The sequence below is a fragment of the Nocardiopsis sp. iso_237 genome, from assembly GCF_056173345.1.
On record NZ_CM149669.1, the window covers coordinates 1,320,957 to 1,342,472 of the forward strand.

General features: G+C 70.5%; 18 protein-coding genes. 11 read left to right on the forward strand and 7 right to left on the reverse strand.

Going from position 1 to position 21,516, the window contains the following annotated elements:
- Positions 1 to 55: 55 nt before the first annotated feature.
- The 7 genes from AC0VYM_RS06110 (at position 56) to AC0VYM_RS06140 (ending at position 8,677) form a co-directional block, all read left to right on the forward strand.
- Positions 56 to 1,756 (forward strand): ABC transporter substrate-binding protein, encoded by a 1,701-nt coding sequence (locus AC0VYM_RS06110; RefSeq protein ID WP_475459923.1) that lies wholly within the window; start codon positions 56 to 58, stop codon positions 1,754 to 1,756.
- Positions 1,757 to 1,824: 68 nt separating this feature from the next.
- Positions 1,825 to 2,820: an ABC transporter permease gene (locus AC0VYM_RS06115; RefSeq protein ID WP_475459925.1), complete on the forward strand. Its 996-nt coding sequence runs from the start codon at positions 1,825 to 1,827 to the stop codon at positions 2,818 to 2,820.
- The gene (locus AC0VYM_RS06120; RefSeq protein ID WP_475459928.1) at positions 2,817 to 3,728 is read left to right on the forward strand and encodes an ABC transporter permease; all 912 of its coding nucleotides are present in this window, start codon (positions 2,817 to 2,819) and stop codon (positions 3,726 to 3,728) included. Before AC0VYM_RS06115 ends, AC0VYM_RS06120 begins: the two co-directional genes overlap by 4 nt.
- Positions 3,728 to 4,681: an ABC transporter ATP-binding protein gene (locus AC0VYM_RS06125; RefSeq protein WP_475459930.1), complete on the forward strand. Its 954-nt coding sequence runs from the start codon at positions 3,728 to 3,730 to the stop codon at positions 4,679 to 4,681. The genes AC0VYM_RS06120 and AC0VYM_RS06125 overlap by 1 nt, the downstream gene beginning before the upstream one ends.
- A gap of 4 nt (positions 4,682 to 4,685) precedes the next feature.
- Positions 4,686 to 5,597 carry an ABC transporter ATP-binding protein gene (locus tag AC0VYM_RS06130; protein ID WP_475459932.1) on the forward strand — a complete coding sequence of 304 codons (912 nt, stop codon included), beginning with the start codon at positions 4,686 to 4,688 and terminating at the stop codon, positions 5,595 to 5,597.
- A 95-nt stretch (positions 5,598 to 5,692) separates the two neighbouring features.
- Entirely contained in the window at positions 5,693 to 8,194 is a 2,502-nt protein-coding gene (locus AC0VYM_RS06135; protein WP_475459935.1) for a glycoside hydrolase family 2 protein, read from the forward strand.
- Positions 8,195 to 8,473: 279 nt separating this feature from the next.
- Entirely contained in the window at positions 8,474 to 8,677 is a 204-nt protein-coding gene (locus tag AC0VYM_RS06140) for a cold-shock protein (protein ID WP_014912876.1), read from the forward strand.
- A 235-nt stretch (positions 8,678 to 8,912) separates the two neighbouring features.
- On the opposite strand, the gene AC0VYM_RS06145 is transcribed toward AC0VYM_RS06140, so the two are convergent.
- Entirely contained in the window at positions 8,913 to 10,481 is a 1,569-nt protein-coding gene (locus AC0VYM_RS06145) for a glycerol-3-phosphate dehydrogenase/oxidase (protein WP_475459939.1), read from the reverse strand.
- Between the two features lie 456 nt (positions 10,482 to 10,937).
- Here AC0VYM_RS06145 and AC0VYM_RS06150 point away from each other — a divergent pair, with 456 nt between their 5' ends.
- The gene (locus AC0VYM_RS06150) at positions 10,938 to 11,792 is read left to right on the forward strand and encodes a helix-turn-helix domain-containing protein (RefSeq protein WP_475459942.1); all 855 of its coding nucleotides are present in this window, start codon (positions 10,938 to 10,940) and stop codon (positions 11,790 to 11,792) included.
- Between the two features lie 72 nt (positions 11,793 to 11,864).
- Here the strand turns inward: AC0VYM_RS06150 and AC0VYM_RS06155 are convergent, their stop codons facing one another.
- The 4 genes from AC0VYM_RS06155 to AC0VYM_RS06170 all read right to left on the reverse strand — a co-directional run bounded on the left by AC0VYM_RS06155 (position 11,865) and on the right by AC0VYM_RS06170 (position 16,601).
- On the reverse strand, positions 11,865 to 12,626 hold the full coding sequence (locus tag AC0VYM_RS06155; RefSeq protein ID WP_475459944.1) for an MIP/aquaporin family protein: 762 nt from the start codon (positions 12,624 to 12,626) through the stop codon (positions 11,865 to 11,867).
- A gap of 159 nt (positions 12,627 to 12,785) precedes the next feature.
- On the reverse strand, positions 12,786 to 14,285 hold the full coding sequence (gene glpK, locus AC0VYM_RS06160; protein ID WP_475459947.1) for a glycerol kinase GlpK: 1,500 nt from the start codon (positions 14,283 to 14,285) through the stop codon (positions 12,786 to 12,788).
- 374 nt (positions 14,286 to 14,659) lie between these two features.
- Positions 14,660 to 15,448, reverse strand: a complete 789-nt coding sequence (locus tag AC0VYM_RS06165; protein ID WP_475459949.1) for an IclR family transcriptional regulator — start codon at positions 15,446 to 15,448, stop codon at positions 14,660 to 14,662.
- A 148-nt stretch (positions 15,449 to 15,596) separates the two neighbouring features.
- Positions 15,597 to 16,601: a threonine aldolase family protein gene (locus tag AC0VYM_RS06170; RefSeq protein ID WP_475459952.1), complete on the reverse strand. Its 1,005-nt coding sequence runs from the start codon at positions 16,599 to 16,601 to the stop codon at positions 15,597 to 15,599.
- 120 nt (positions 16,602 to 16,721) lie between these two features.
- On the opposite strand from AC0VYM_RS06170, the gene AC0VYM_RS06175 reads away from it, so the two are divergent.
- On the forward strand, positions 16,722 to 17,747 hold the full coding sequence (locus AC0VYM_RS06175; RefSeq protein WP_475459955.1) for a MerR family transcriptional regulator: 1,026 nt from the start codon (positions 16,722 to 16,724) through the stop codon (positions 17,745 to 17,747).
- Positions 17,748 to 17,806: 59 nt separating this feature from the next.
- Here AC0VYM_RS06175 and AC0VYM_RS06180 read toward each other — a convergent pair whose 3' ends face one another.
- Positions 17,807 to 18,439, reverse strand: coding sequence for a DJ-1/PfpI family protein (locus AC0VYM_RS06180; protein WP_475459957.1), 633 nt, complete (start codon positions 18,437 to 18,439; stop codon positions 17,807 to 17,809).
- A 309-nt stretch (positions 18,440 to 18,748) separates the two neighbouring features.
- Between AC0VYM_RS06180 and AC0VYM_RS06185 the strand changes: the two genes are divergently transcribed.
- Positions 18,749 to 20,125: a GntP family permease gene (locus AC0VYM_RS06185; RefSeq protein WP_475459959.1), complete on the forward strand. Its 1,377-nt coding sequence runs from the start codon at positions 18,749 to 18,751 to the stop codon at positions 20,123 to 20,125.
- Between the two features lie 4 nt (positions 20,126 to 20,129).
- On the opposite strand, the gene AC0VYM_RS06190 is transcribed toward AC0VYM_RS06185, so the two are convergent.
- Positions 20,130 to 20,837 (reverse strand): FadR/GntR family transcriptional regulator, encoded by a 708-nt coding sequence (locus tag AC0VYM_RS06190; protein WP_475459962.1) that lies wholly within the window; start codon positions 20,835 to 20,837, stop codon positions 20,130 to 20,132.
- A 120-nt stretch (positions 20,838 to 20,957) separates the two neighbouring features.
- Between AC0VYM_RS06190 and AC0VYM_RS06195 the strand changes: the two genes are divergently transcribed.
- Entirely contained in the window at positions 20,958 to 21,473 is a 516-nt protein-coding gene (locus AC0VYM_RS06195; RefSeq protein WP_475459964.1) for a gluconokinase, read from the forward strand.
- The last annotated feature ends 43 nt before the right edge of the window (positions 21,474 to 21,516 follow it).

Consider the following 21,516-nt stretch of genomic DNA (forward strand, 5'->3'; position numbering starts at 1 on the left):
CCAGGATCGGCTTCCCCCCATACGAAGGGCCGACCGGGTGAAAGGAGGAGTCGAGATGAGATCTCTGAGGCTTCCCGCCGCTCTGGCGGCGCTGGTGCTGGTCGCCAGCGCGTGCTCGGGCGAGGGCGCAGGGGGCGACTCCGGGGGCTACCCCCGGAACGAGACGCTGTACACGACGGGTACGGCCTGGGGTCCCCCCACCAACTGGAACCCCATCATGGAGGGCAACTACGCGGTCGGGACCGTCGGTTTGGTCTACGAGCCCCTCTTCGTCTTCGATCCCAGCGAGGGCGCGTACACGCCCTGGTTGGCCGAGAGCGACGAGTGGCCGGACGAGAACACGCACGTCATCACCCTCCGCGACGGGGTCGAGTGGAGCGACGGCGAACCCCTGGTCGCCCAGGACGTGGTCACCACCCTGGAGCTCGGCCACTTCGACATCCACTACAGCAACGTCTGGGACTACCTGGAGAGCGCCGAGGCCACCGGTGAGCGCGAGGTGACCCTCACCTTCTCCGAGGCGCGCCCGCAGGAGTGGATGAACTGGGTGGCCAACCGGGCGATCGTCCCGGACCACCTCTGGGCCGACAAGAGCCAGGAACAGGTCAACGACGACCCCAACCGCGACCCGGTCGGCACCGGCGCCTACGTCTACGAGAACCACGCGGACGACCGTATGGTCTGGCGGCGCAACGACGAGTGGTGGGGCACCGAGGCCCTCGGCCTGGAGATGCAGCCGACCTACATCGTGGACATCGTCAACGCGTCCAACGACGTCACGATGAACATGCTGAACAACCACGAGGTCGACCTCTCCAACAACTTCCTCCCCGGCATCGACCAGGTCATCAGCAACGACAACAACATCACGAGCTACTTCGCGGGCCCGCCCTACATGCAGTCCGCGAACACCGCCTGGCTCGTCCCCAACCACGAGCACCCCGCTCTGGGCGACCCCGAGTTCCGCCGGGCACTGGCCCACGCCGTCGACGTCAACCAGATCGTCGAGGGCCCCTACACCAACCTCGTCGAGCCGGCCGACCCCACCGGCCTGCTCCCGCAGTGGGAGGAGTTCGTCGACCACGAGCTGGTCGCGGACGAGGGCTTCACCTACGACTCCGACGAGGCCGTGGCCATCCTCGAGGAGGCGGGCTACCTGGACGAGGACGGCGACGGCTTCGTCGAGACCCCCGACGGCGAACCCATCACCCTGTCGCTGGAGGTCCCCTCGGGCTGGAGCGACTGGATGGAGGCGGCCAACGTCATCGCCGAGAACGCCCAGGAGGTCGGGATCAAGGTCGAACCGGCCTTCCCCGAGCACGAGCTGCTCATCGAGAACTTCCGCAAGGCGGAGTTCGACCTGATGATCAACAACGACCGGAGCATCAGCAACACGCCCTGGACGTACTACGACTTCATCTTCCAGCTGCCGATCCGCGACCAGCAGACCACGGCCAACTACGCCCGGTACGAGAACGAGGAGGCCTGGGACCTGACCGAACAGCTGGCCTCGACTCCCGCCGAGGACACCGAGGACATGGCCGCGATCACCTCCGACCTCCAGGGCATCTTCCTGGACGACCTGCCGATCATCCCGCTCTGGTACAACGGCATGTGGTCCCAGGCCAGCAACCAGGTGTGGACCAACTGGCCCAGTGAGGACGAGGGAACCCCCGACCACTTCGCCACCATGTGGAACAACATGTACCAGATGGGCGCGATCTACACCCTCGCCGAGATCGAACTGGCCGAATAGCGCACACGTGGGGCGCTCCCCGAGCGGGAGCGCCCCACGACCCGCGCCCCCACACCTGGAGGACACCCGTGTGGCGCTACATGGGCCGAAAAGTCGGCATCTACGCCATCACCTTCGTCGTGGCGGTCACCATCAACTGGATGATCCCGCGCTTCATGCCCGGCGACCCCGTCCGGAGCATGCTCAGCAGGGCCTCGGTCTCCGACCCCGAGGCCCTGGAGCGGATGACCGCGTACTACAACGAGGTCTTCGGCCTCGACACCCCGCTCCACCAGCAGTACCTCAGCTTCTGGGCCGGTCTCTTCCGGGGTGACCTCGGGGTCAGCGTGTGGCTCTACCCCGAGCCCGTCACCGACGTCATCCTGCGGCACGTGCCCTTCACCCTGGGCCTGCTGCTCCCCGCCATCATCCTCAGCTGGATCGTCGGCAACCGCTTCGGCGCCTTCGCGGCCCGGAGCAAGGTCCTGGACAACACCGTCCTGCCGATCGGCTACATCCTCACCGCGATGCCCTACATGTGGATCGCGCTGCTGCTCGCCTACTCGCTGTCCGTGGTCGGCGGCTTCTTCCCGACCGCGGGCGGGTACAGCTTCGCGCTCACACCGTCATGGTCGTGGACGTTCGTCTCGAACCTGATCTCCCACTGGTTCCTGCCGTTCCTGTCCATGTTCGTCGTGGCCCTGGGCGGCTGGGCGATCGGCATGCGCAACATGATCATCTACGAGCTGGAGGCGGACTACTCCAACTACCTCCAGGCCCTGGGCGCCCCCCGCCGACTGATCCGCCGCTACGCGTTCCGCAACGCGATGCTGCCGCAGATCACCGGGCTCGCCGTCCAGCTGGGCACGCTGATCGCCGGGGCGCTGCTCACCGAGATCGTCTTCAACTACCCCGGCCTGGGGACCCTGATCCTCAACTCGCTGAACAACCGCGACTTCTTCCTGCTCCAGGGGATCTTCCTGTTCGTGGTCGTCGGCGTGCTGATCGCCAACTTCATCATCGACATCATCTACGTCCTGGTCGACCCGCGCACGCGCGTCCAGATGACGGGAGGCGCGTCATGAGCAGCATCCCCGGCGCCCCCGGGGCCACCGACCCCGGGGGCGCACCCGAGGCGACCGGCGAGCGCCGGATGTCCGAGACCCTGCACTTCGCCCGGCGCAACCCCAAGCTGCTCATCGGCTCGGGGATCGTGCTCACCCTCCTGGCGGTCGGGCTCGTCGGGCCCCTGTTCATCGACCACGGCCCCAACGTCTACATCGGCCCGCAGAGCCAGCCGCCCAGCTCCGAGTACTGGATGGGCACCACCACGTTCGGCCAGGACATCTGGGCGCAGTTCGTGTACGGCCTGCGCTCCACGTTCCTCACCGGCCTGCTCGGCGGCGGCATCGCCTTCCTCGTCGGCACCACCGTGGGCTTCGTGGCCGGGTACAAGGGCGGGGTCGTCGACGAGATCCTCAACATGCTCACCAACGTCGTGCTGGTCCTGCCCGGCATGGTCGTGCTGATCGTCGCCGTCGCCTACCTCGACGTCCGCGGACTGGTCGTCCAGGCGCTCTTCATCGGCCTGACGTCGTGGCCGTGGGCGGCCCGCGCGGTCCGCTCCCAGGCCCTGACCCTGGCCACCCGCGACTACGTGGACCTGGCCCGGCTCAGCGGACGGCGCACCTGGCGGATCATCACCAGCGAGATCGCTCCCAACATGAGCTCCTACCTGGTGATGTCGTTCATCCTGCTGTTCGGCGGCGCCATCCTCATCGCTGCCGGACTCGACTTCATCGGCCTCGGCCCGGCGGGCGGCGTCTCCCTCGGACTGATGCTGGAGAGCGCCGGAGCCTGGAGCGCCCTCCAGCTCGGCATGTGGTGGTGGTTCGTCCCGCCGGGCGCGGGGATCACCCTGCTCGTCGGTTCGATGTACATCCTCAACGTCGGGTTGGACGAGGTCTTCAACCCCAAGCTGCGGGAGCTGTGATGACCCTGCGCGTCAAGGACCTGAAGGTCCACTACCAGACCCTGCGCGGGGACGTTCACGCCCTCGACGGAGTGAGCTTCGACCTCGCCGACGGGGAGATCATGGGCCTGGCCGGGGAGTCCGGCTGCGGCAAGACCACCCTCGGCAAGAGCCTGATCCGGCTGGACGGCCGGATGCGGCACGTGGACGGCACGATCGAGCTGGACGGGAAGGACGTGCCCGTCGCGGACGACCGCGCGATGAACCCGTTCCGGTACCACGAGATCTCGCTCATCCCGCAGTACGCGATGAGCGCGCTCAACCCGACCCGCCGGATCGGTCGGATGATCAACGAGCTGCTGCGCGCACGCGGCGTCCGCCCGGCGACGGTCGCGGAGGAGCTGAACCGCCGACTGGAGCTCGTGGGGCTCGACCCCGACGTGCTCCAGCGGTTCCCCATCGAGCTCTCCGGCGGGATGAAGCAGCGGGTGGTCATGGTCATGGCCACCCTGCTCAACCCGTCCCTGCTCATCGCGGACGAGGCCACCTCGGCCCTGGACGTGTCCACCCAGCGCTCGGTGGTCGAGTCCATGGTGGAGTTCCGCGACCGCGGCTATGTCAAGAGCATGATCTTCGTGACCCACGACATCTCGCTCGTCTACCAGATGGCCGACTCGGTCATGGTGATGTACGCGGGCCGGATCGCGGAGAAGGGCCCGGCGGCCACGCTCATCAACGAACCGAGGCACCCCTACACGCGGATGCTCATCGGGGCGCTGCCCGAGGTCGGCACGACCACCGAGGGCACCCGGCTGGAGGGCATCCCGGGCACGCCGCCCGGGCTGCTGCGGCCGCCCTCCGGCTGCCGGTTCCGGGAACGCTGCCCCCTCGCCTCCGAAGAGTGCGAGGAGACCCCGCCCCTGGTGGAGATCGACCCCGGCCACTGGGCCGCCTGCTGGAAGACGGGGAGGTAGCGCCGTGCTGGAACTGAGCCACGTGCACAAGGTGTACCGGGTCGGGGCGTTCGGCGGCGCGAGGCTGCGCGCCGTCCGGGACGTCAACCTCACCGTCGAACCCGGCGAGGTGGTCTCGCTGATCGGGGAGAGCGGCAGCGGCAAGAGCACGATCGGGAAGATGGTGCTGGGCCTGACCGGGGTGAGCTCCGGCACCGTCCGCTTCGAGGGGCGGGACGTCTCGCGGCTGCGCGGCTTCGCGGCCCGCAAGGAGTACTACCGCAGGGTGCAGGGGGTCTTCCAGGACCCGTTCAGCTCCTTCAACCCCATCTTCAAGGCCGACCGCGTCTTCGCGATGGTCCGCTCCTCCTACTTCCCGGAGGTCTCGGACGCCGACTGGCGGGAGCGGGTCCTGGAGGTGGTCCGCACGGTCCGCCTCGACCCGGAGAACGTGCTGGACAAGTACCCGCACCAGCTCAGCGGCGGGCAGCTGCAACGCCTGCTCATCGCGCGGGCGCTCCTCCTCGACATCCGGCTGCTGGTCGCGGACGAGGTGATCAGCATGCTGGACGCCTCCACCCGGATCGACGTGCTCAACCTGTTGGGCGACCTCAAGGAACGGGGCCTGGGCGTCCTGTTCGTCACCCACGACCTGTCCCTGGGCAACTACGTCAGCGACCGGTCGGTGATCCTGCGCAAGGGCGCGATCGCGGAGATGGGACCCACCCGCAGGGTGTTCGAGAACCCCCTGCACCCCTACAGTCGCCACCTGCTCTCGTGCGTGCCACAACTGCACCGCACCTGGGCCGAGGTGGACGCGGAACTGGCCGCGAATCCGCCCGAGGACGTGGATCTGCCCACCGTCGCCGAGGGCGACGACTCCGCACCGCTGGTCGAGATCGAGGAGAACCACTTCGTCGGCATCGACCAGGGCTGACCCCGGGGCGGGTCCGCACCGGGTCAGCACAGGGCCCGCCCCGGACCAACAACGCAGTACCGAAGCGGTACCCGAGCAGTAGTGAGAGGGAGCGTATGACCTCCTGGTTCGACCTGGGCGAGGGCTGGACCCTGACGGCGGTGCCACACGAGGGCGCACTGCCGGAGTCGGCCGCCGCGCTGGGAGAGGTCCCGGCCACCGTGCCCGGCTGTGTCCACACGGACCTGCTCGACCGGGGCCTGATCGAGGACCCCTACCTCGACGACAACGAGGACCGGCTGGGCTGGATCGGCCGGACCGACTGGAGGTACACCCGCACCCTGGAGGGCCTCCTCCCGGCCGTGGGCGCGGCCGAACGCGTGGACCTGGTCTGTGAGGGCCTGGACACCGTCGCCGCGCTCCGGGTGGGCGGCCGGGAGGTGGGGCGGACCGCCAACATGCACCGCTCGTACCGCTTCGACGTCACCCGGGCGCTGGCGGAGGGCGGCCCGGCCCCCGTCCTCGACGTGGAGTTCGCGTCCCCCTACCGGTACGCGGAGGGGAACCGGGAGCGCATGGGCGCGCTGCCCGGCGCCTACGACGAGCCCTACCAGTTCATCCGGAAGATGGCCTGCAACTTCGGGTGGGACTGGGGGCCCACTGTGGTCACCTCCGGGATCTGGCGGCCGATCCGGCTGCACGCGTGGTCCACCGCGCGGCTGGCCTCGGTACGGCCGCTCGTGACGGTCTCCGAGGACGGCTCGCTGGGCCGGGTCAGCGCGCACGTGGAGGTGGAGCGGACCGGGCCGGGCACGGACCTCCCGCTCACGCTCACGGCGACGGTCGCGGGGGCCACCACCGCCGTCACCCTCGCGCCGGGGCGCACAGAGGCCGTCCTGGACCTCGTGGTGGCCGAACCCGCGCTGTGGTGGCCGCGCGGCCACGGCGACCAGCCCCTGCACGACCTCGTGGTGGAGCTCGCCGGGGCCGGGCCGGACACCCCCCGGCTCGACACGTGGGAACGGCGGATCGGCTTCCGGAACGTGGCCGTTCGCAGTGAGCCCGACCGCGAGGGAACGGGCTTCGCCGTCCAGGTCAACGCTCGCGACGTACTGGTCAGGGGAGCCAACTGGATCCCCGACGACGCCTTCCCGAGCCGGATCCGCCGGGACCGCTACCGGGAACGCATCGAACAGGCCCGCGACGCCGGGATCAACCTGCTGCGGGTGTGGGGCGGAGGGATGTACGAGTCCGAGGACTTCTACGAACTCTGCTCGGAGCTCGGGATCCTCGTCTGGCAGGACTTCCTCTTCGCCTGCGCCGCCTACCCCGAGGACGAGCCGCTGGCCTCCGAGGTCGAGGCGGAGGCGCGCGAGGCGGTCGCCAGGCTGTCCCCGCACGCCAGCCTGGCGGTGTGGTGCGGCAACAACGAGAACATCTGGGGCCACGAGGACTGGGGTTGGAAGGAGCGGTTGGGCGACCGCGCGTGGGGCGCCGGATACTACCTGGACCTGCTCCCGCGCGTGGTGGCCGAGCTCGACCCCACCCGCCCCTACTGGCCGGGCAGCCCCTACTCCGAGGGCGAGGGGGTCCACCCCAACGCCGCGGCTCACGGCACCATGCACCTGTGGGACGTGTGGAACCAGGAGGACTACACCGTCTACCGCGACCACCGGCCCCGGTTCGCCGCCGAGTTCGGCTACCAGGCGCCGCCCGCGCACGCCACCCTGCGGGGCGCGGTCACCGACGACCCGCTCACGCCGACCTCCCCGGGCGTGCTGCACCACCAGAAGGCCGAGGACGGCAACGGCAAGCTCGCGCGCGGGCTCGCCGCGCACTTCGGGGACCGGGAGTGGGAGTACGACGACTGGCACTACCTCACGCAGGTCAACCAGGCGCGCGCCCTCACCGTGGGGATCGAGCACTTCAGGTCCACCTGGCCGTACTGCACCGGCACGGTGATGTGGCAGCTCAACGACTGTTGGCCGGTCACGTCGTGGGCGGCGGTGGACGGCGCGGGGCGCCGCAAGCCCCTGTGGTACGCGCTGCGGCGCGTGTACGCGGACCGGGTGGCCACCGTCCAGCCCGCCTCCGCCGGACTCGCGGTGGTCCTGGGCAACGACACGGACGAGGAGTGGGTCACCGAGGTGACCCTCGCCCGCCGGGACACCGGGACCGGGCGCGCGGTGGCGGCCTCCGCGCACGAGGTCCGGGTGGCGCCGCGCGGAGCACTGCGCGTTCCGGTGCCCTCCGGGGTCGCGGAGCCGGGGGATCCCGCCCGCGAGGTGCTGACCGTCGACGGGGCGGGGGAGCGGGCGTGGTGGTTCTTCTCCCGCGATCTCGACCTGGAGTACCGAAAGCCGGAATTCGACGTGGAAACGCGGGTGGACGGTTCCGATTTGCGGGTGACGGTCCGCGCTCGCGTGCTCTTGCGGGATCTGGTCCTGAACGTCGATCGACTCGATCCCGGGGCGAGCGCGGACAGTGCCCTGGTGACGCTGCTGCCCGGCGAGTCGCACACCTTCACGGTGTCGGGAGGCGCGGCGCTGGAGCCCGCGGCCGTGACCGCTCCACCTGTGTTGAGGTGCGTCAACGACGCTTTGGTGAACGACGGGTGACCCTCCGGTGACACTCCGGTGTCCGCCACAGGGATCACACGCGTTCCCCGCCCGGCCCGTCGGTATTCCTCGGCGGGCCGTGCGGGTTGCCACATCGAAAACCCTCGCCAGCTGGCGAGGCTGTGGTACGTTCATTGGAGATTGTTAGTCGTTGAATTTCGCAGTTGGTGTCTTGCCCGCGGAGTTTGTGACCGGCGGGCGGTTTCTCTTGGAGTCGGCTCGCGGCAATTTTCGGGCGTGTGAGTATGCGTCCGTGTACACCGAGCTGAAGGAGAAAACATGGCTCAGGGAACTGTGAAGTGGTTCAACGGCGAGAAGGGCTTCGGCTTCATCTCCCCCGACGACGGTGGCCCCGACGCCTTCGTTCACTACAGCGCCATCCAGGGCACGGGCTTCCGTAACCTGGAGGAGAACCAGCGCGTGGAGTTCGAGATCGTCGCTGGCACCCGCGGCCCGCAGGCCGAGAACGTCGTCGCGATCTAAGACCGCATAGACGTTAGCGATGTCGCCCCTCGTGGGCGTGAACGTCGCTGAACGCCCCCGGAGAGTCCGTCTCTCCGGGGGCGTTCGCGTGTCCGGGCTCCGTGCCCGGGCGTCCGCGGTCCGGCGGAGGGCCGGGACCGCACGCGAGGGACCCCGGGGCCGTCACTGACGGCCCCGGGGTCCCTGTGTGTGTACGGAGGCCTCCCCGTGGGGTTTCAGGGCCTCCCGTGGGCGCTCAGGCCTCCAGGACGGCGCGGGTGCGCTCGCGCACGTCGGGGGTGTCCAGGCCCCGCACGGTGACCGTGGTCCGGCGGCGCAGGGCGTCGTCGACGGTCACCGCCCACTCGCGGTCGCGGGCGAACACGACCTGCGCCCAGACGTCCGGGCCGTCCGGGTGGATGCGCTCGCCCAGCTCGGGCTGGTCGCGCACCAGCCCGGCGATGTCCAGGGCCAGGCTTCCGTAGTGCGACGCCAGGTGGCGGGCGACCAGCGGGTCCAGGCGGGTGCCGGGGTCGCGGTCGATGATCAGGCGCTGGGCGACCGCGTCCGGGCTGGCCAGACCGGGCAGCGGCACGGTCCGCAGCGGGTCGGCCATGTCCTCGGCCAGCGGCACCGCCGACACCTTCCGCAGCTCCTCCAGGACCGTCCGACCGATGTGCCGGTAGGTCGTCCACTTGCCCCCGGCCACCGAGAGCATGCCGCCGCGCCCCTGGGTGACCACGGTCTCCCGCTTGGCGGAGCTGGTGTCCCCGGGCCCGCCCGGCAGCACGCGCAGCCCCGCGAACGAGTAGGTCATGCGGTCGCGGTCGAGGTAGGGGGAGTCGATGCCCAGCGCGGCCTCACCGAGGATCTGGTCGACGTCGGAGGGGACCACGCCCACCTCGGCGGGGTCGCCCTCGAAGGCCTCGTCCGTCGTGCCCAGGAGCAGGTGGTCCTCCCACGGGATCGCGAACGACACCCGGTACTTGTCCACCGGGATGGTGAGCGCGGCCCGCCAAGGCTCCGGGGTGCGCAGCACCAGGTGGGCGCCCTTGGACAGGCGCACGCTGGGCGAGGCGGCGGCGTCCTCCATGCGGCGCAGGTGGTCCACCCAGGGGCCGGTGGCGTTGAGGACCAGCCGCGCGTCGATCCCGAAGTCGTCGCCGCCCACGCGGTCGTGCAGGTCGGCGCCGGTGACGCGGCCGCGCGTCGTCCGCAGCCTGCGGACCTCGGCGTGGTTGAGCACCACGGCCCCGGCGTCCACGGCGGCGCGCACGGTCATGACGGCCATGCGGCTGTCGTTCATCTGGTGGTCGCTGTAGGCGGCCACCGACTTCAGCCCCTCGGTACGCAGGCCGGGAGCCAGGCGCTTGGCCTGGAGCGGGGAGAGCAGGCGGCCCATGCCGTCGCCGAAGGCGGACAGCGCGGAGTAGAGGAAGACGCCCGCGCCCATCTTGGCGGCGCCGTGCGGTCCCCCGGAGTAGACGGGGACGAGGAAGGGGCGGTGGTTGACCAGGTGCGGGGCCACGTCGGAGGCGAGCGAGCGCCGTTCCTTGTGGTTCTCCGCGACCAGGCGCACGTTGCCGGTCTGGAGGTAGCGCAGACCGCCGTGCACGAGCTTGGACGAGGCGCTGGAGGTGGCCCCGGCGAAGTCGCCCGCGTCGACCATGGCCACGCGCAGGCCCGCCTGGGTGGCGGTCCAGGCGACCGAGGTGCCGAGGATCCCGCCGCCGATGACGAGGAGGTCGAAGGTGCCCCGGGTGAGTTCGTCGCGCGTGCGACCTCGGTGGGTGCTGGCGTCACTGCGGTGGGCGCTGGCGGTCATGGCTGGTGCTCCGTCCGTTGGGGAGGGGGGCGTTACCGCACGTACCTGAACGGGCTCCACGTTTCAGGTGGGTGTCGTACGCATAATACGACAATGCCGAACGATGTGGTCGATCGGCGTCGCGGTAGCGGGGGTCGGCGCTGGAGGTGGACGCCTGTCCTGGTGCCACCCGGGCCTGGTGTGACTCTGGGGGATCGAGTAGTCGCTTGTTGTCCACTGTGGTTCGGCATTGTCGAATCCGGGTCGGGGCGTCGGGGCAGAAACCTCGTGCGCGAGGTATCGGGCCGCTCCGATGCCGGGCATGTCGCCCCAAGGTGCGACAGGAGCCCGTTCCTCCTCGCCGCATGCTGGAATCCAGGGTTTGAGAAGCCGGTTTCCTGATTCCTCAAACAAGATGGATGTCTGGACTTCGAGTTCCCCGGATTGTCCAGCTTGGGAGGCATCGCCGGTCCTACGATGAACCCCATCATGGCCACTAGGTACTCACCCACGATCCGGCGGCGCCGGCTCTCCGCCGAACTGCGGCGGGTGCGGCTCGCCGCCCGCAAGACCAGCGAAGAGGCCGCGGCGGCCGCCGGTCTGTCCAAGTCCACCTACTCCAACATCGAGTCCGGGGTCAAGAAACGGCCCAGCGTCCCGGAGATCAGGGCGATCCTGGACGCCTGCCAGGTCCCCCGGGGCAGAGAGTTCGACGAGATCCTCGACCTGTGCCGCCAGTCCCTCGAACGCGGCTGGTGGTCCCGGTACCGGGACGTGCTCGCGGCCCGGTTCGTCGGCTTCGAGACCGAGGCCAGACGCATCACGTCCTGGCAGCCCGTCGTGATCCCCGGACTCCTCCAGGTCCCGGAGTACATGAGGGTCGCCGCCCAGGCGTGTCTGGCCAACCCCCAGGAGATCCGCCGGGACATCGACGCCCGGATGACCCGACAGCGCATCCTGGAGGACCAGGACCCTCCCGAGCTGTGGGCGATCTTCGACGAGGGCGCCCTGCTGCGCCTGCACGACCACCCCGAGGTCCGCCGGTCCCAGGTCAAGCACATCATGGAGATGGCCCAGCGGCCCAACGTCACCGTGCAGATGACCCGGGCCGCCAAGCTCAACCCCGGAGCCGGGGGCTCCTGCGTGATCCTGGAGTTCCCGCACGCCAGCGACCCCACGGTGGTCTACCTGGAGACCGCCACGGACGGCATCTACCTGGAGGAGCCCGACGAGGTCGCCCGCTACCAGCAGCTGGTCAACCACCTCAGACTGGTGGCGCTGCGGCCCGGGGAGACCCTCGACTACCTGGAGGAGGTCCACCTGAGCACGTGACGCCGCCCCGGGAACGCCGGAGGGCGCCCGGCCGGTGCCGGGCGCCCCCAACGAGCGTCGTCACGCCCCGGTTCAGGTGCCGAAGCCGGTCAGGTGCCAGATCCAGGCACCGATCACACCGCCGACGAGGGGACCGACCACCGGGATCCAGGCGTACCCCCAGTCGGACGAGCCCTTGCCCGGGATGGGCAGCAGCGCGTGCGCGATGCGCGGACCGAGGTCACGGGCCGGGTTGATGGCGTACCCGGTCGGGCCACCGATCGACAGGCCGATCGCGAACACCAGGAGACCCACGAGCAGCGGGGCCAGACCGTGCGCGAACAGGGCGGACAGGTCGGCGTCACCCTTGGTGACCGAACCCTCGTTGCCGCCGATGCCGAGGATGCCCAGCACCAGCATCGCGGTGCCGATGACCTCCGTGGTGAGGTTGGCGACCGGGTTGCGCACCCCGGGCGCGGTGCTGAACACACCCAGCTTGGCCTCGGGGTCGTCGGTGATCCTCCAGTGCGCGAAGTAGGCGAGGAAGACCAGGCAGGCACCGACGATGGCACCGAGCATCTGGGCCGCGACGTAACCCGGCACCAGCCCCCAGTCGAACTCGCCGATGCTGGCCAGACCGAGCGTGACCGCCGGGTTGATGTGGGCGCCGGAGGTGGTGCCGACGACGTAGACGGCCATGGCGACCGCCATACCCCAGCCGAACGTCACCACGATCCAGCCCGCGGCGAGGGCCTTGGACCGGGCGAGTGAGACGCCGGCGACCACACCGCCGCCGAGCAGGATCAGGATGGCCGTACCGACGAACTCCGCCAGGTACGCGGACATGTTTTCCATGGAGACCTCCGCCCCGTGCGGGGCTGCCGAGATGGATGAAGGGGACACCTCCCGGTGCCCCGGGTCCGCGCTCCGGGGCACCGGGAGGAGCCCCTGGGGCGCGGTCGACGCGCGGGCCGGGGGCGGCCGTGTGACCGGCCCGCCCCCGTCGGCCCGGTGCTACCCGGCGTCCTCGTGCTCCACCCAGTCCAGGGTGCGCTGCACGGCCTTGTTCCAGTTGTGGTACTCGCGCTCACGGACCGCGGGCTCCATCCGCGGGTTCCACTCGGCGGCCTTGTGCCAGTTGGCGCGCAGGGTCTCGATGTCGGGCCAGTAGCCCACGGCGAGCCCGGCCGCGTAGGCGGCGCCCAGACACGTGGTCTCCGCGACCATCGGCCGCACGACCTCGGCGTCGAGCACGTCGGACAGGATCTGCATGAGCAGGTTGTCCGCGGTCATGCCGCCGTCGACCTTCAGGGTCGTGAGGTCGATCTGGGAGTCGGCGTTCATGGCGTCGACGACCTCGCGGGTCTGCCAGGCCGAGGCCTCCAGGACCGCGCGGGCGATGTGTCCCTTGTTGACGTAGCCGGTCAGACCGGCGATCACGCCGCGGGCGTCGCTGCGCCAGTGCGGGGCGAACAGGCCGGAGAAGGCCGGGACGACGTAGCAGCCGCCGTTGTCGTCGACGGTGCGCGCGAGCGTCTCGATCTCCGGGGCGGAGGAGATCAGGCCGAGGTTGTCGCGGAGCCACTGCACCAGGGAGCCGGTGACCGCGATGGACCCTTCGAGGGCGTAGACGGCGGGAGCGTCGCCGATCTTGTAGCCCAGCGTGGTGAGCAGGCCGTTGTGCGAGGTGACCGGCTCGGTGCCGGTGTTCATCACCAGGAACGTGCCGGTGCCGTAGGTGCCCTTGACGTCGCCCGGGTCGAAGCAGGTCTGCCCGAACAGTGCGGCGTGCTGGTCGCCCAGCGACGAGGCCACGGGGGAGCCCGCCAGGTAGCCGGTGGACTCGCCGTAGACCTCCGAGGAGGAGCGGATCTCCGGCAGCAGGCTGGCCGGGATCCGCATGGCCTCCAGGACCTCGGGGTCCCAGTCCAGGGTGGCCAGGTTCATCAGCATGGTGCGGCTGGCGTTGGTCACGTCCGTGACGTGGCGGCCGGTGAGCTTCCAGATGAGCCAGGTGTCCATGGTGCCGAACAGCAGTTCGCCGCGCTCGGCCCGCTCGCGGACGCCGTCCACGTTGTCCAGGAGCCAGCGGATCTTGGGGCCGGAGAAGTAGGTGGCGAGCGGGAGCCCGCACTTGGGGCGGAACCGGTCCTGGCCCTCGTCGGCGGCGAGCTCGCGCACGATGTCGTCGGTGCGGGTGTCCTGCCAGACGATGGCGTTGTAGACCGGCTCGCCGGTGGCGCGGTCCCAGATCAGGGTGGTCTCACGCTGGTTGGTGATACCGATGGCGGCGATCTGGTCGGGCGTGATGTCGCTCTTGCGCAGCGACTCCTGGACCACGGCCTCGACGTTGGTCCAGATCTCCAGGGCGTCGTGCTCCACCCAACCGGGCTTCGGGAAGATCTGCCGGTGCTCTCTTTGGTCGACCGAGACGATACGTCCGTCCCGGTCGAAGAGGATGCAGCGACTCGACGTGGTGCCCTGGTCGATCGCGGCGACGTACTGCTGACTCATCGGTGCTCGCCTTCAGGTGGACGGCTCTGGAACGGGGTGGGAATCGGTGTGATCGGCGGTGCTCACCGAACGATGTACGACATTGACGTATGAATAGGCGATAGTTTCAACCGTCTTTCCTTCCCATGTCAAGGCCGTGTGACGCAATCGTGTTGCGTGGATCACGCGGTCGGGCGGACACTGTCTCAAGACGGACGCGGACACGGAAAGCACCACTCCGGGGGCTGACCCGAAGTGGGGCGAAGCGGTGACCGCCTTTGGTCCGGCCGTTGCCCGGCGGGGTATGGGAAGGCGTGTGAAGACAGCCCGCGGATCCGCCGCCCGGTGTCGGGGGAGCGGACGCTCAGGCGGGGGCCCGGGGAGTGAGACCCGGCTCAGTAGGGTGTGACACCCAACTCACGGGAGATGGCCCGGGCGGCGTCGCGCACGTAGGAGACCTGCTCCATGTCGGGTTTGCCGTCCTCCCCGCGCAGTCGCTCGACGGCGCCGCGCACCCCGATGGCGCCGACGGTGACCCCGCGCCGGTCGCGGATGGGCGCGGCGATGGAGACCTCGCCGTCGACCAGTTCCTCGGCCTCCCAGCCCCAGACGTTGTCGCGTATCTCCGACAGCTGGGCCTCCAGGGCCGCCATCGACGTCACGGTGTGGCGGGTGAAGGCGGTGAGTTCCACCGGGGAGTCGGTCTCCACCGCGGAGACCTCCTCCGGCACGGCCAGGGGGTCGAAGGCCATCAGGACCTTGCCGAGGGCGCTCGCGTGCAGCGGCAGCAGGGTGCCCACGTCCAGGGTCTGTCGGGAGGAGTCGGGGCGGAAGACGTGGTGCACCACGAGGACCTGGTGCTTGTGGAGGGTGCCGATGCGCACGCTCTCGCCGCTGCGTGAGGCCAGGGTGTCGGCCCAGTTCAGCGCGCGGGTGCGGAGTTCGTTGCCGTCCAGGTACCGGGTGCCGAGGCTGAGCATGCCGCCGCCCAGGCGGTACCGGCCCGACTCGGGGTCCTGCTCCACGAAGCCCACGTGCTGGAGGGTGCGCAGGATGCCCAGGGCGGTGCCCTTGGGCAGTTCCAGGGAGCGGGAGACCTCCGCCAGGCTCAGTCCGCGGGCGCCACTGGCCAGGAGCCGGAGGATCGCGGCGGCGCGTTCGATGGACTGGATTCTTCCCGGCATTGCGGTGCTACCACTCTCTAGTACGACAATGTCATACGCCCGATGCTACTACGCGATGTGATGCGCAACACCTGTCGGCGCCCCGGGTTCGCGCGCGATCGGCCAAGTCTACCGACGCGCCACCGCGCTGACCTGCGGTCGGTTCACCTCAGACCGCCGCGGCCGCCCGGGTGATCGCCTTCGCCGCGTCCTCGACGTCGCTGTCGGTGATCTCCTGGCGCAGCACCAGCCGCACCCGGGTCCCGCCGCCGAGCGCCCGGACCCCCTCGGCCGCGAGGGCCTCCAGGTACCGTCCGGCCAGGCCGTCGGGGGTGGTGACCAGCACCATGTTGGTCCGGGCCTCGACCGTCAGCCCCGGCAGGCCCGCCAGCCGTCCGGCCAGCCGTGCCGCGCGCGCGTGGTCCTCGACCAGCCGCTCCCGGTGGTGGCGCAGGGCGTGCAGGGCGCCCGCCGCGATGATCCCCGCCTGGCGCATGCCCGCGCCCAGCAGCTTGCGGCCGCGCCGGGCCCGCCGGACCGTGTCGGCGTCACCGACCAGCGCCGAGCCCACCGGAGCGCCCAGCCCCTTGGAGAAGCAGACCGAGACCGTGTCGAAGCCCGCGGCCGCGTCGGCGGGGGAGACCCCCAGGTGGGCGGCGGCGTTCCACAGCCGGGCCCCGTCCAGGTGGGCGCGCAGCCCGTGCGCGTGTGCGAAGTCCGTCACCCGGCGCTGTTCGCCCAGGGGGACCACCCGCCCCGAGAAGGTGTTCTCCAGCCACACCAGGGCGGGGTCGGCCCGGTGCACGTCACCGACGCCCGCGATCCACGACTCCAGCAGCTCCTGGGAGGGGAACGGGTCGCCGGAGTACAGCCGGGGCAGGGCGCGGGCGAGCACCACGGTGGCACCCTGTTCGTCACCGATGAGGTGGTGGTTCTCGTGCGCCCACACCTCCTCGCCGCTGCGGGTGGACACGTACAGGCCGAGCTGGTTGGCCATGTGTCCTGAGGGCACGTACAGCGCCGCCTCCCGGCCCAGCAGCGCGGCGGTCTCCTCCTCCAGCGCGCGCACGGTGGGGTCCTCGCCGAACACGTCGTCACCCACCTCCGCCTCGGCCATGGCCCGCCGCATCGCGGGCGTGGGGCTGGTCAGGGTGTCGGAACGCAGGTCGATCACGGTTCTCCTCGGCGTGGGGGTGCGCCCACGACGATACTGCGCGGCCCCCGCGGAACCCGGACCGGCCCGGCGCGGAGCGAGCTTGCGCCTCAAGCCGCTTGAGGCGCCACAGTGATCCCCATGAACCACGAGGAGCTGTACCCCATCGGAGACGCCGCGCGACGCAGCGGGCTGAGCGTCAGCGCCGTCCGCTACTACGCGGAGGCCGGGGTCGTCCGGCCCACGGCCCTGAACGAGGCCGGGCACCGGATGTACGACGTCGACGCCATCGCCGGACTGGAGCTCGTCCGCACCCTGCGCGAGCTGGACACCGACCTCAGGGAGATCCGGAGGCTGCTCTCCGGTGACACGACCCTGCACGGCGTGCTCGTGACCCACCTGGAGGTCGTCGAACGGCAGGAGCGCGTCCTGAGGTCCAGGCGGGCGGTGCTCAGGGCCCTGATCAGGGAGGGAGGTAGGGAGGGAGGAGAGGCCGCGCGGGTCGACCTGATGCACGGACTGGTGACGATGACCGACGAGGAGCGCGAGCGGACCATCGACGACTTCTGGAACGACGTCGCGGAGGGCCTCGACGTGCCGGACGGGTTCGTCGACCGGTTGCGCGCGACGCGTCCCGTCCTGCCCGAGGAGCCCACCGCCGCGCAGCTGGAGGCCTGGATCACCCTGGCCGACCTGGTGCGGGACCGGGACTTCCGCGACGCGGTCCGCGCCCACCTCCGGTACACCCACGCGGCGCCCGAGGCCAGGACGATGGCCGCCGAGCCGTTCCAGGACTTCATCCACGACAGCGGGACGCCCCTCATGGAGGACCTGCTCGCCGCCTACCGTGCGGGGGAGTCCCCCCGGTCCCCGCGCGCGCAGTCGGCCGTCACACGCTTCATGGAGGCGGCGGTCGCCCTCTCCGGCACGGAGCTCACTCCGGAGGTCCGCGACCGGATGGCAGACGGGTTCCGCCAGGTCCCCGACATCGTGCGCCAGCTGGCCGAGGAGGACGCCGTCTCCGGGGAGCCCGGCCACGACGACACCCACGGCCGGTACCTGTCGCTGGTGGCGGTGATCAACGGAGTCCCCGAGGACCACGACGAGGACCCGGCCTCCTACGTCTGGATCGCGGACGCCATGAGCGCGGCGTCCCTCGGCTCCTGACGCCGGCCCGCAGGAGGTTCCGACGGATCCGGTCCGGGCGGTCCGGGCGGGACCCCGGCTCAGGCCTCTTCGAGCAGGGTCAGGTAGGCGTCCGCGTCGTGCAGGGCGTGCAGCCGGTACCAGGCGTCGAGGGCGCGCGGGCTGAGCAGGTCGAGCCGGGCGAGGACGGCCCGGCCGAACTCGACGGGGGCGCTTCCGCCCGCCGTGACCAGGTCCACGTCGGTGACGGCCAGCTCCTCGCGGTAGCGGCGGGCGCCCGCGTAGCCGGTGCCCAGGAGGTAGTCGGGGGCCGAGCTGGTGTGGTCGCGGTGGTCGAGCACCCCCTCCCGGGCCAGTCCGGCCGTCGCGCCGCCGATCGCCGCGACGGGGACACCGGCGTCCAGGAGGATGCCCGCCGCCGAGGCCATCGGGGCCAGGGACTCCGGTTCGGTGTCCCAGTCGGGTGAGCCCGGCAGGAGGAACATCGCGCTGCGCGAGGGTTTGAGCTGGGGGAGCGTGACGTCGGGGAGCACGGTGAGCCCGCCCGCCGTGGTCACCGGGGCCCCGGTGAGCCCCACGGTGACGACCGGGAGGCTGCCGGTCCGACGGGGGCCGATTCCCTCCCGCGCCTGCGCGACGGTGTGGCCGTAGTGCCAGTCGGCCATCCGGTCGTAAACGGCGAGGTGCAGAGAGGGGGTGGGCTCAGCGCTCATGGCATGAGGTTGGGGTCTGGGTGGGCGGGGTGTCAATTCACGCACACCGTGGACGCCACATCCGCCGCACGGATCACCTGGTTTGTCCGCCGGTGCCGTGAAGATTCCGGTCCGTTGCCCGCCCGGGTGCCGCCGCCCGGAGGGGCTCCGATCCGGCCCTGTGGCCTGGGTCACCCTCACAAAATCGAAAGCCGGTGTTCACATATGCTCACAAATGGTATTACCATTCACTGAGCCTGGTCCAAGAGCAGGTCAAGGGCGTGTCCCCGCACGACCAAGCCCCAGTCCCGTCCACCGGAAGGCTCCGTCATGGAGAACTTCGAACCCGTCTACGGCACGGGTCCCCTCCTCGGGATCGCGGCCGGTGCCATCGCGCTCCTGCTGTTCCTGATCATCCGATTCAAGCTGCACGCGTTCGTCGCGCTGGTCCTGGTCAGCGTGCTCACCGCGCTGGCCGCGGGGATCCCGGTCGACGGGGTGGGCCCCACCCTCCTCAGCGGGTTCGGCGGCACCCTCGCCAACGTGGCCCTCCTCGTGGGGCTGGGCGTGATGATCGGCCGCATGCTGGAGGTCACCGGCGGCGCCGCCGTCCTGGCCGGAGCCCTCATCAAGCTGTTCGGGGAGAAACGCGCCTCGCTGGCCCTCGGCGTCGCCTCCCTGCTCTTCGGCTTCCCGATCTTCTTCGACGTCGGCCTCATCGTCATGCTGCCGATCGTCTTCAGCGTGGCCCGCCGCGTGGGCGGTTCGGTGCTCACCTACGCCCTGCCCACCGCCGGCGCCTTCGCCGTCATGCACGCCTTCGTGCCGCCGCACCCCGGCCCCGTCACGGCGGCCGTGGAGATCGGCGCGGACATGGGCCTGACCCTGCTCGTCGGCGCGGTCCTGGCCATCCCCACCTGGTACCTGGCCAGCTACCTGTTCGGCCTGTGGGCGGGCAAGCGCTTCGAGATCCCGGTCCCGGACGACATCATGTCCAACGGCGACGTCACCCACGAGGACCCGCCGCGTCTGGGCACCGTGCTCAGCATCCTGCTGCTGCCGATGCTGCTCATCTTCGGCAACACCGGTACGGCCACCCTCGCCGAGACCGGCGCCGTCCCGGCCGACGCCTTCTGGGTGCAGTCGCTCCGGCTCCTCGGTGAGACGCCCATCGCGCTGCTCATCACCGTGCTCTACGCGATGCTGGTCCTCAGCCGGGGGCGCTTCACCCGCCAGCGGGTCGAGGAGATCGTCGGCGGCGCGCTCGGCCCGGTCTGCGGGATCATCCTCATCACCGGCGCGGGCGGCATGTTCGGCGGCGTCCTGCGCACCAGCGGCATCGGTGACGCGCTCGCCGGAAGCCTGGAGTCCACGGGGATGCCGGTCATCGTCGCGGCCTTCGTCATCGCGCTCGCCCTGCGCGTCGCCCAGGGTTCGGCCACGGTCGCCATCACCACGGCCGCCGGGCTGATCGCCCCGGCCGTGCAGGCGACCTCCGGGCTCAGCTCCCTCGACCTGGCCCTGATCGTCATCGCGATCGCCTCCGGCGCGACCGCGCTCTCCCACGTCAACGACTCCGGGTTCTGGCTGGTCGGCCGGTTCCTGGGGATGGACGTGAAGACGACGCTCAGGACCTGGACGGTCATGGAGACCCTGATCGGCTTCATCGGCTTCGGGTTCGCCTTCGCCCTGCACCTGGTCCTGTAGGACCTCAGCAGCCGGGGGCGTCGTCCCTGAGGGCGTCCGCGACCTCGGTGACGATCGCCCTCATGGCGGCCTCGGCCACGTCGGGCAGCCCGTCCCGGACGGCCCTCGCCACCGTCATGTGCAGGCGAAGGGCCTCCGGGCGGGGGTTGTGCGGCATCAGGTCGTAGGAGGTCCGCGCGACCAGCACCTCGGTCACCACCTCGGCCAGGCCGGAGAGCATCTCGTTGCCGGACAGCTCCAGGACACGGCGGTGGAAGGCGATGTCGAGCTCCATGAAGGTGGTGAGCTCGCCCGCCTGGCCGGTGAGGGTCATCCGCTCGGCCACCGCCTCCAGCTGGGCCCGCTCGTCGGCGGCCCCGCGTTCGGCGGCCAGGGCGGCGGCGCCGGGTTCCACGGCGGCCCGGAGCTCGTTGAGGGAACGCAGCTGCGCCATCCGGCCGGAACCGGCCAGGCGCCATCGGATCAGCTGGGGGTCGAAGACGCTCCAGTCCCGCTGGGGGCGGACCCGGATACCCGTCCGGGGGCGGCTCACCACGAGTCCCATGGACTCCAGGACCCGGACCGCCTCACGGGCGACCGTCCGGGACACGCCGAAGTCGTTCTCCAGGCCCTGGAGGGTGAAGGCGTGACCGGGGGCGTACTCGCCGGCGGCGATCGCCGGACCGAGCACCGCCAGCACCCGGTTGTGCAGCGTTCGGTGCTCGGTGGTCATCTGGCCCCTCGGAATCTCCTGCGACGCGGTCGGTGTCAGGGAGCAGCCTAGCCGGATTGATTGATATCACTATTGGTGGCGGCGTCGCGCACGGGCGGCGGGCCAAGACTCGGAGAGAGCATGCATTTCGTGTTCATGGGCGTATCCGGCAGCGGCAAGACCAGCGTCGCGGAGCGGATCGCCGCACGCCTGGAACTGCCCTTCGCGGAGGCCGACGCCTTCCACCCGGAGGCCAACATCAGCAAGATGTCGGCCGGTGTGCCGCTGACCGACGAGGACCGGTGGCCCTGGCTGACCGAGCTCGCCGACTGGATCGCGGCGCACGAGGTGCTGGGGGAGTCCACCGTGATGGCCTGCTCCGCGCTCCGGCGCTCCTACCGGGACGTCCTCCGCGCCGGGGCGCCCGGTGTGCGCTTCGTCCACATGCACGGGACGGAGGAGGTGATCTGGGAACGGATCGAGGCCCGCGAGGACCACTTCATGCCGCCCGCGCTCCTGCGCTCCCAGCTGGAGACCCTGGAGCGCCTGGGCCCGGACGAGGAGGGCCTGGAGCTCGACGTGCGCGGCGACCTCGACGAACTCAGTGCACAGGCCCTGGACTACGTGTCGGAGCAGACGCGCCTCTCCCGAAACTAGGGGACGCTCCGTCACGAGTCGGGCACCGGTTGTGTGGGGATTT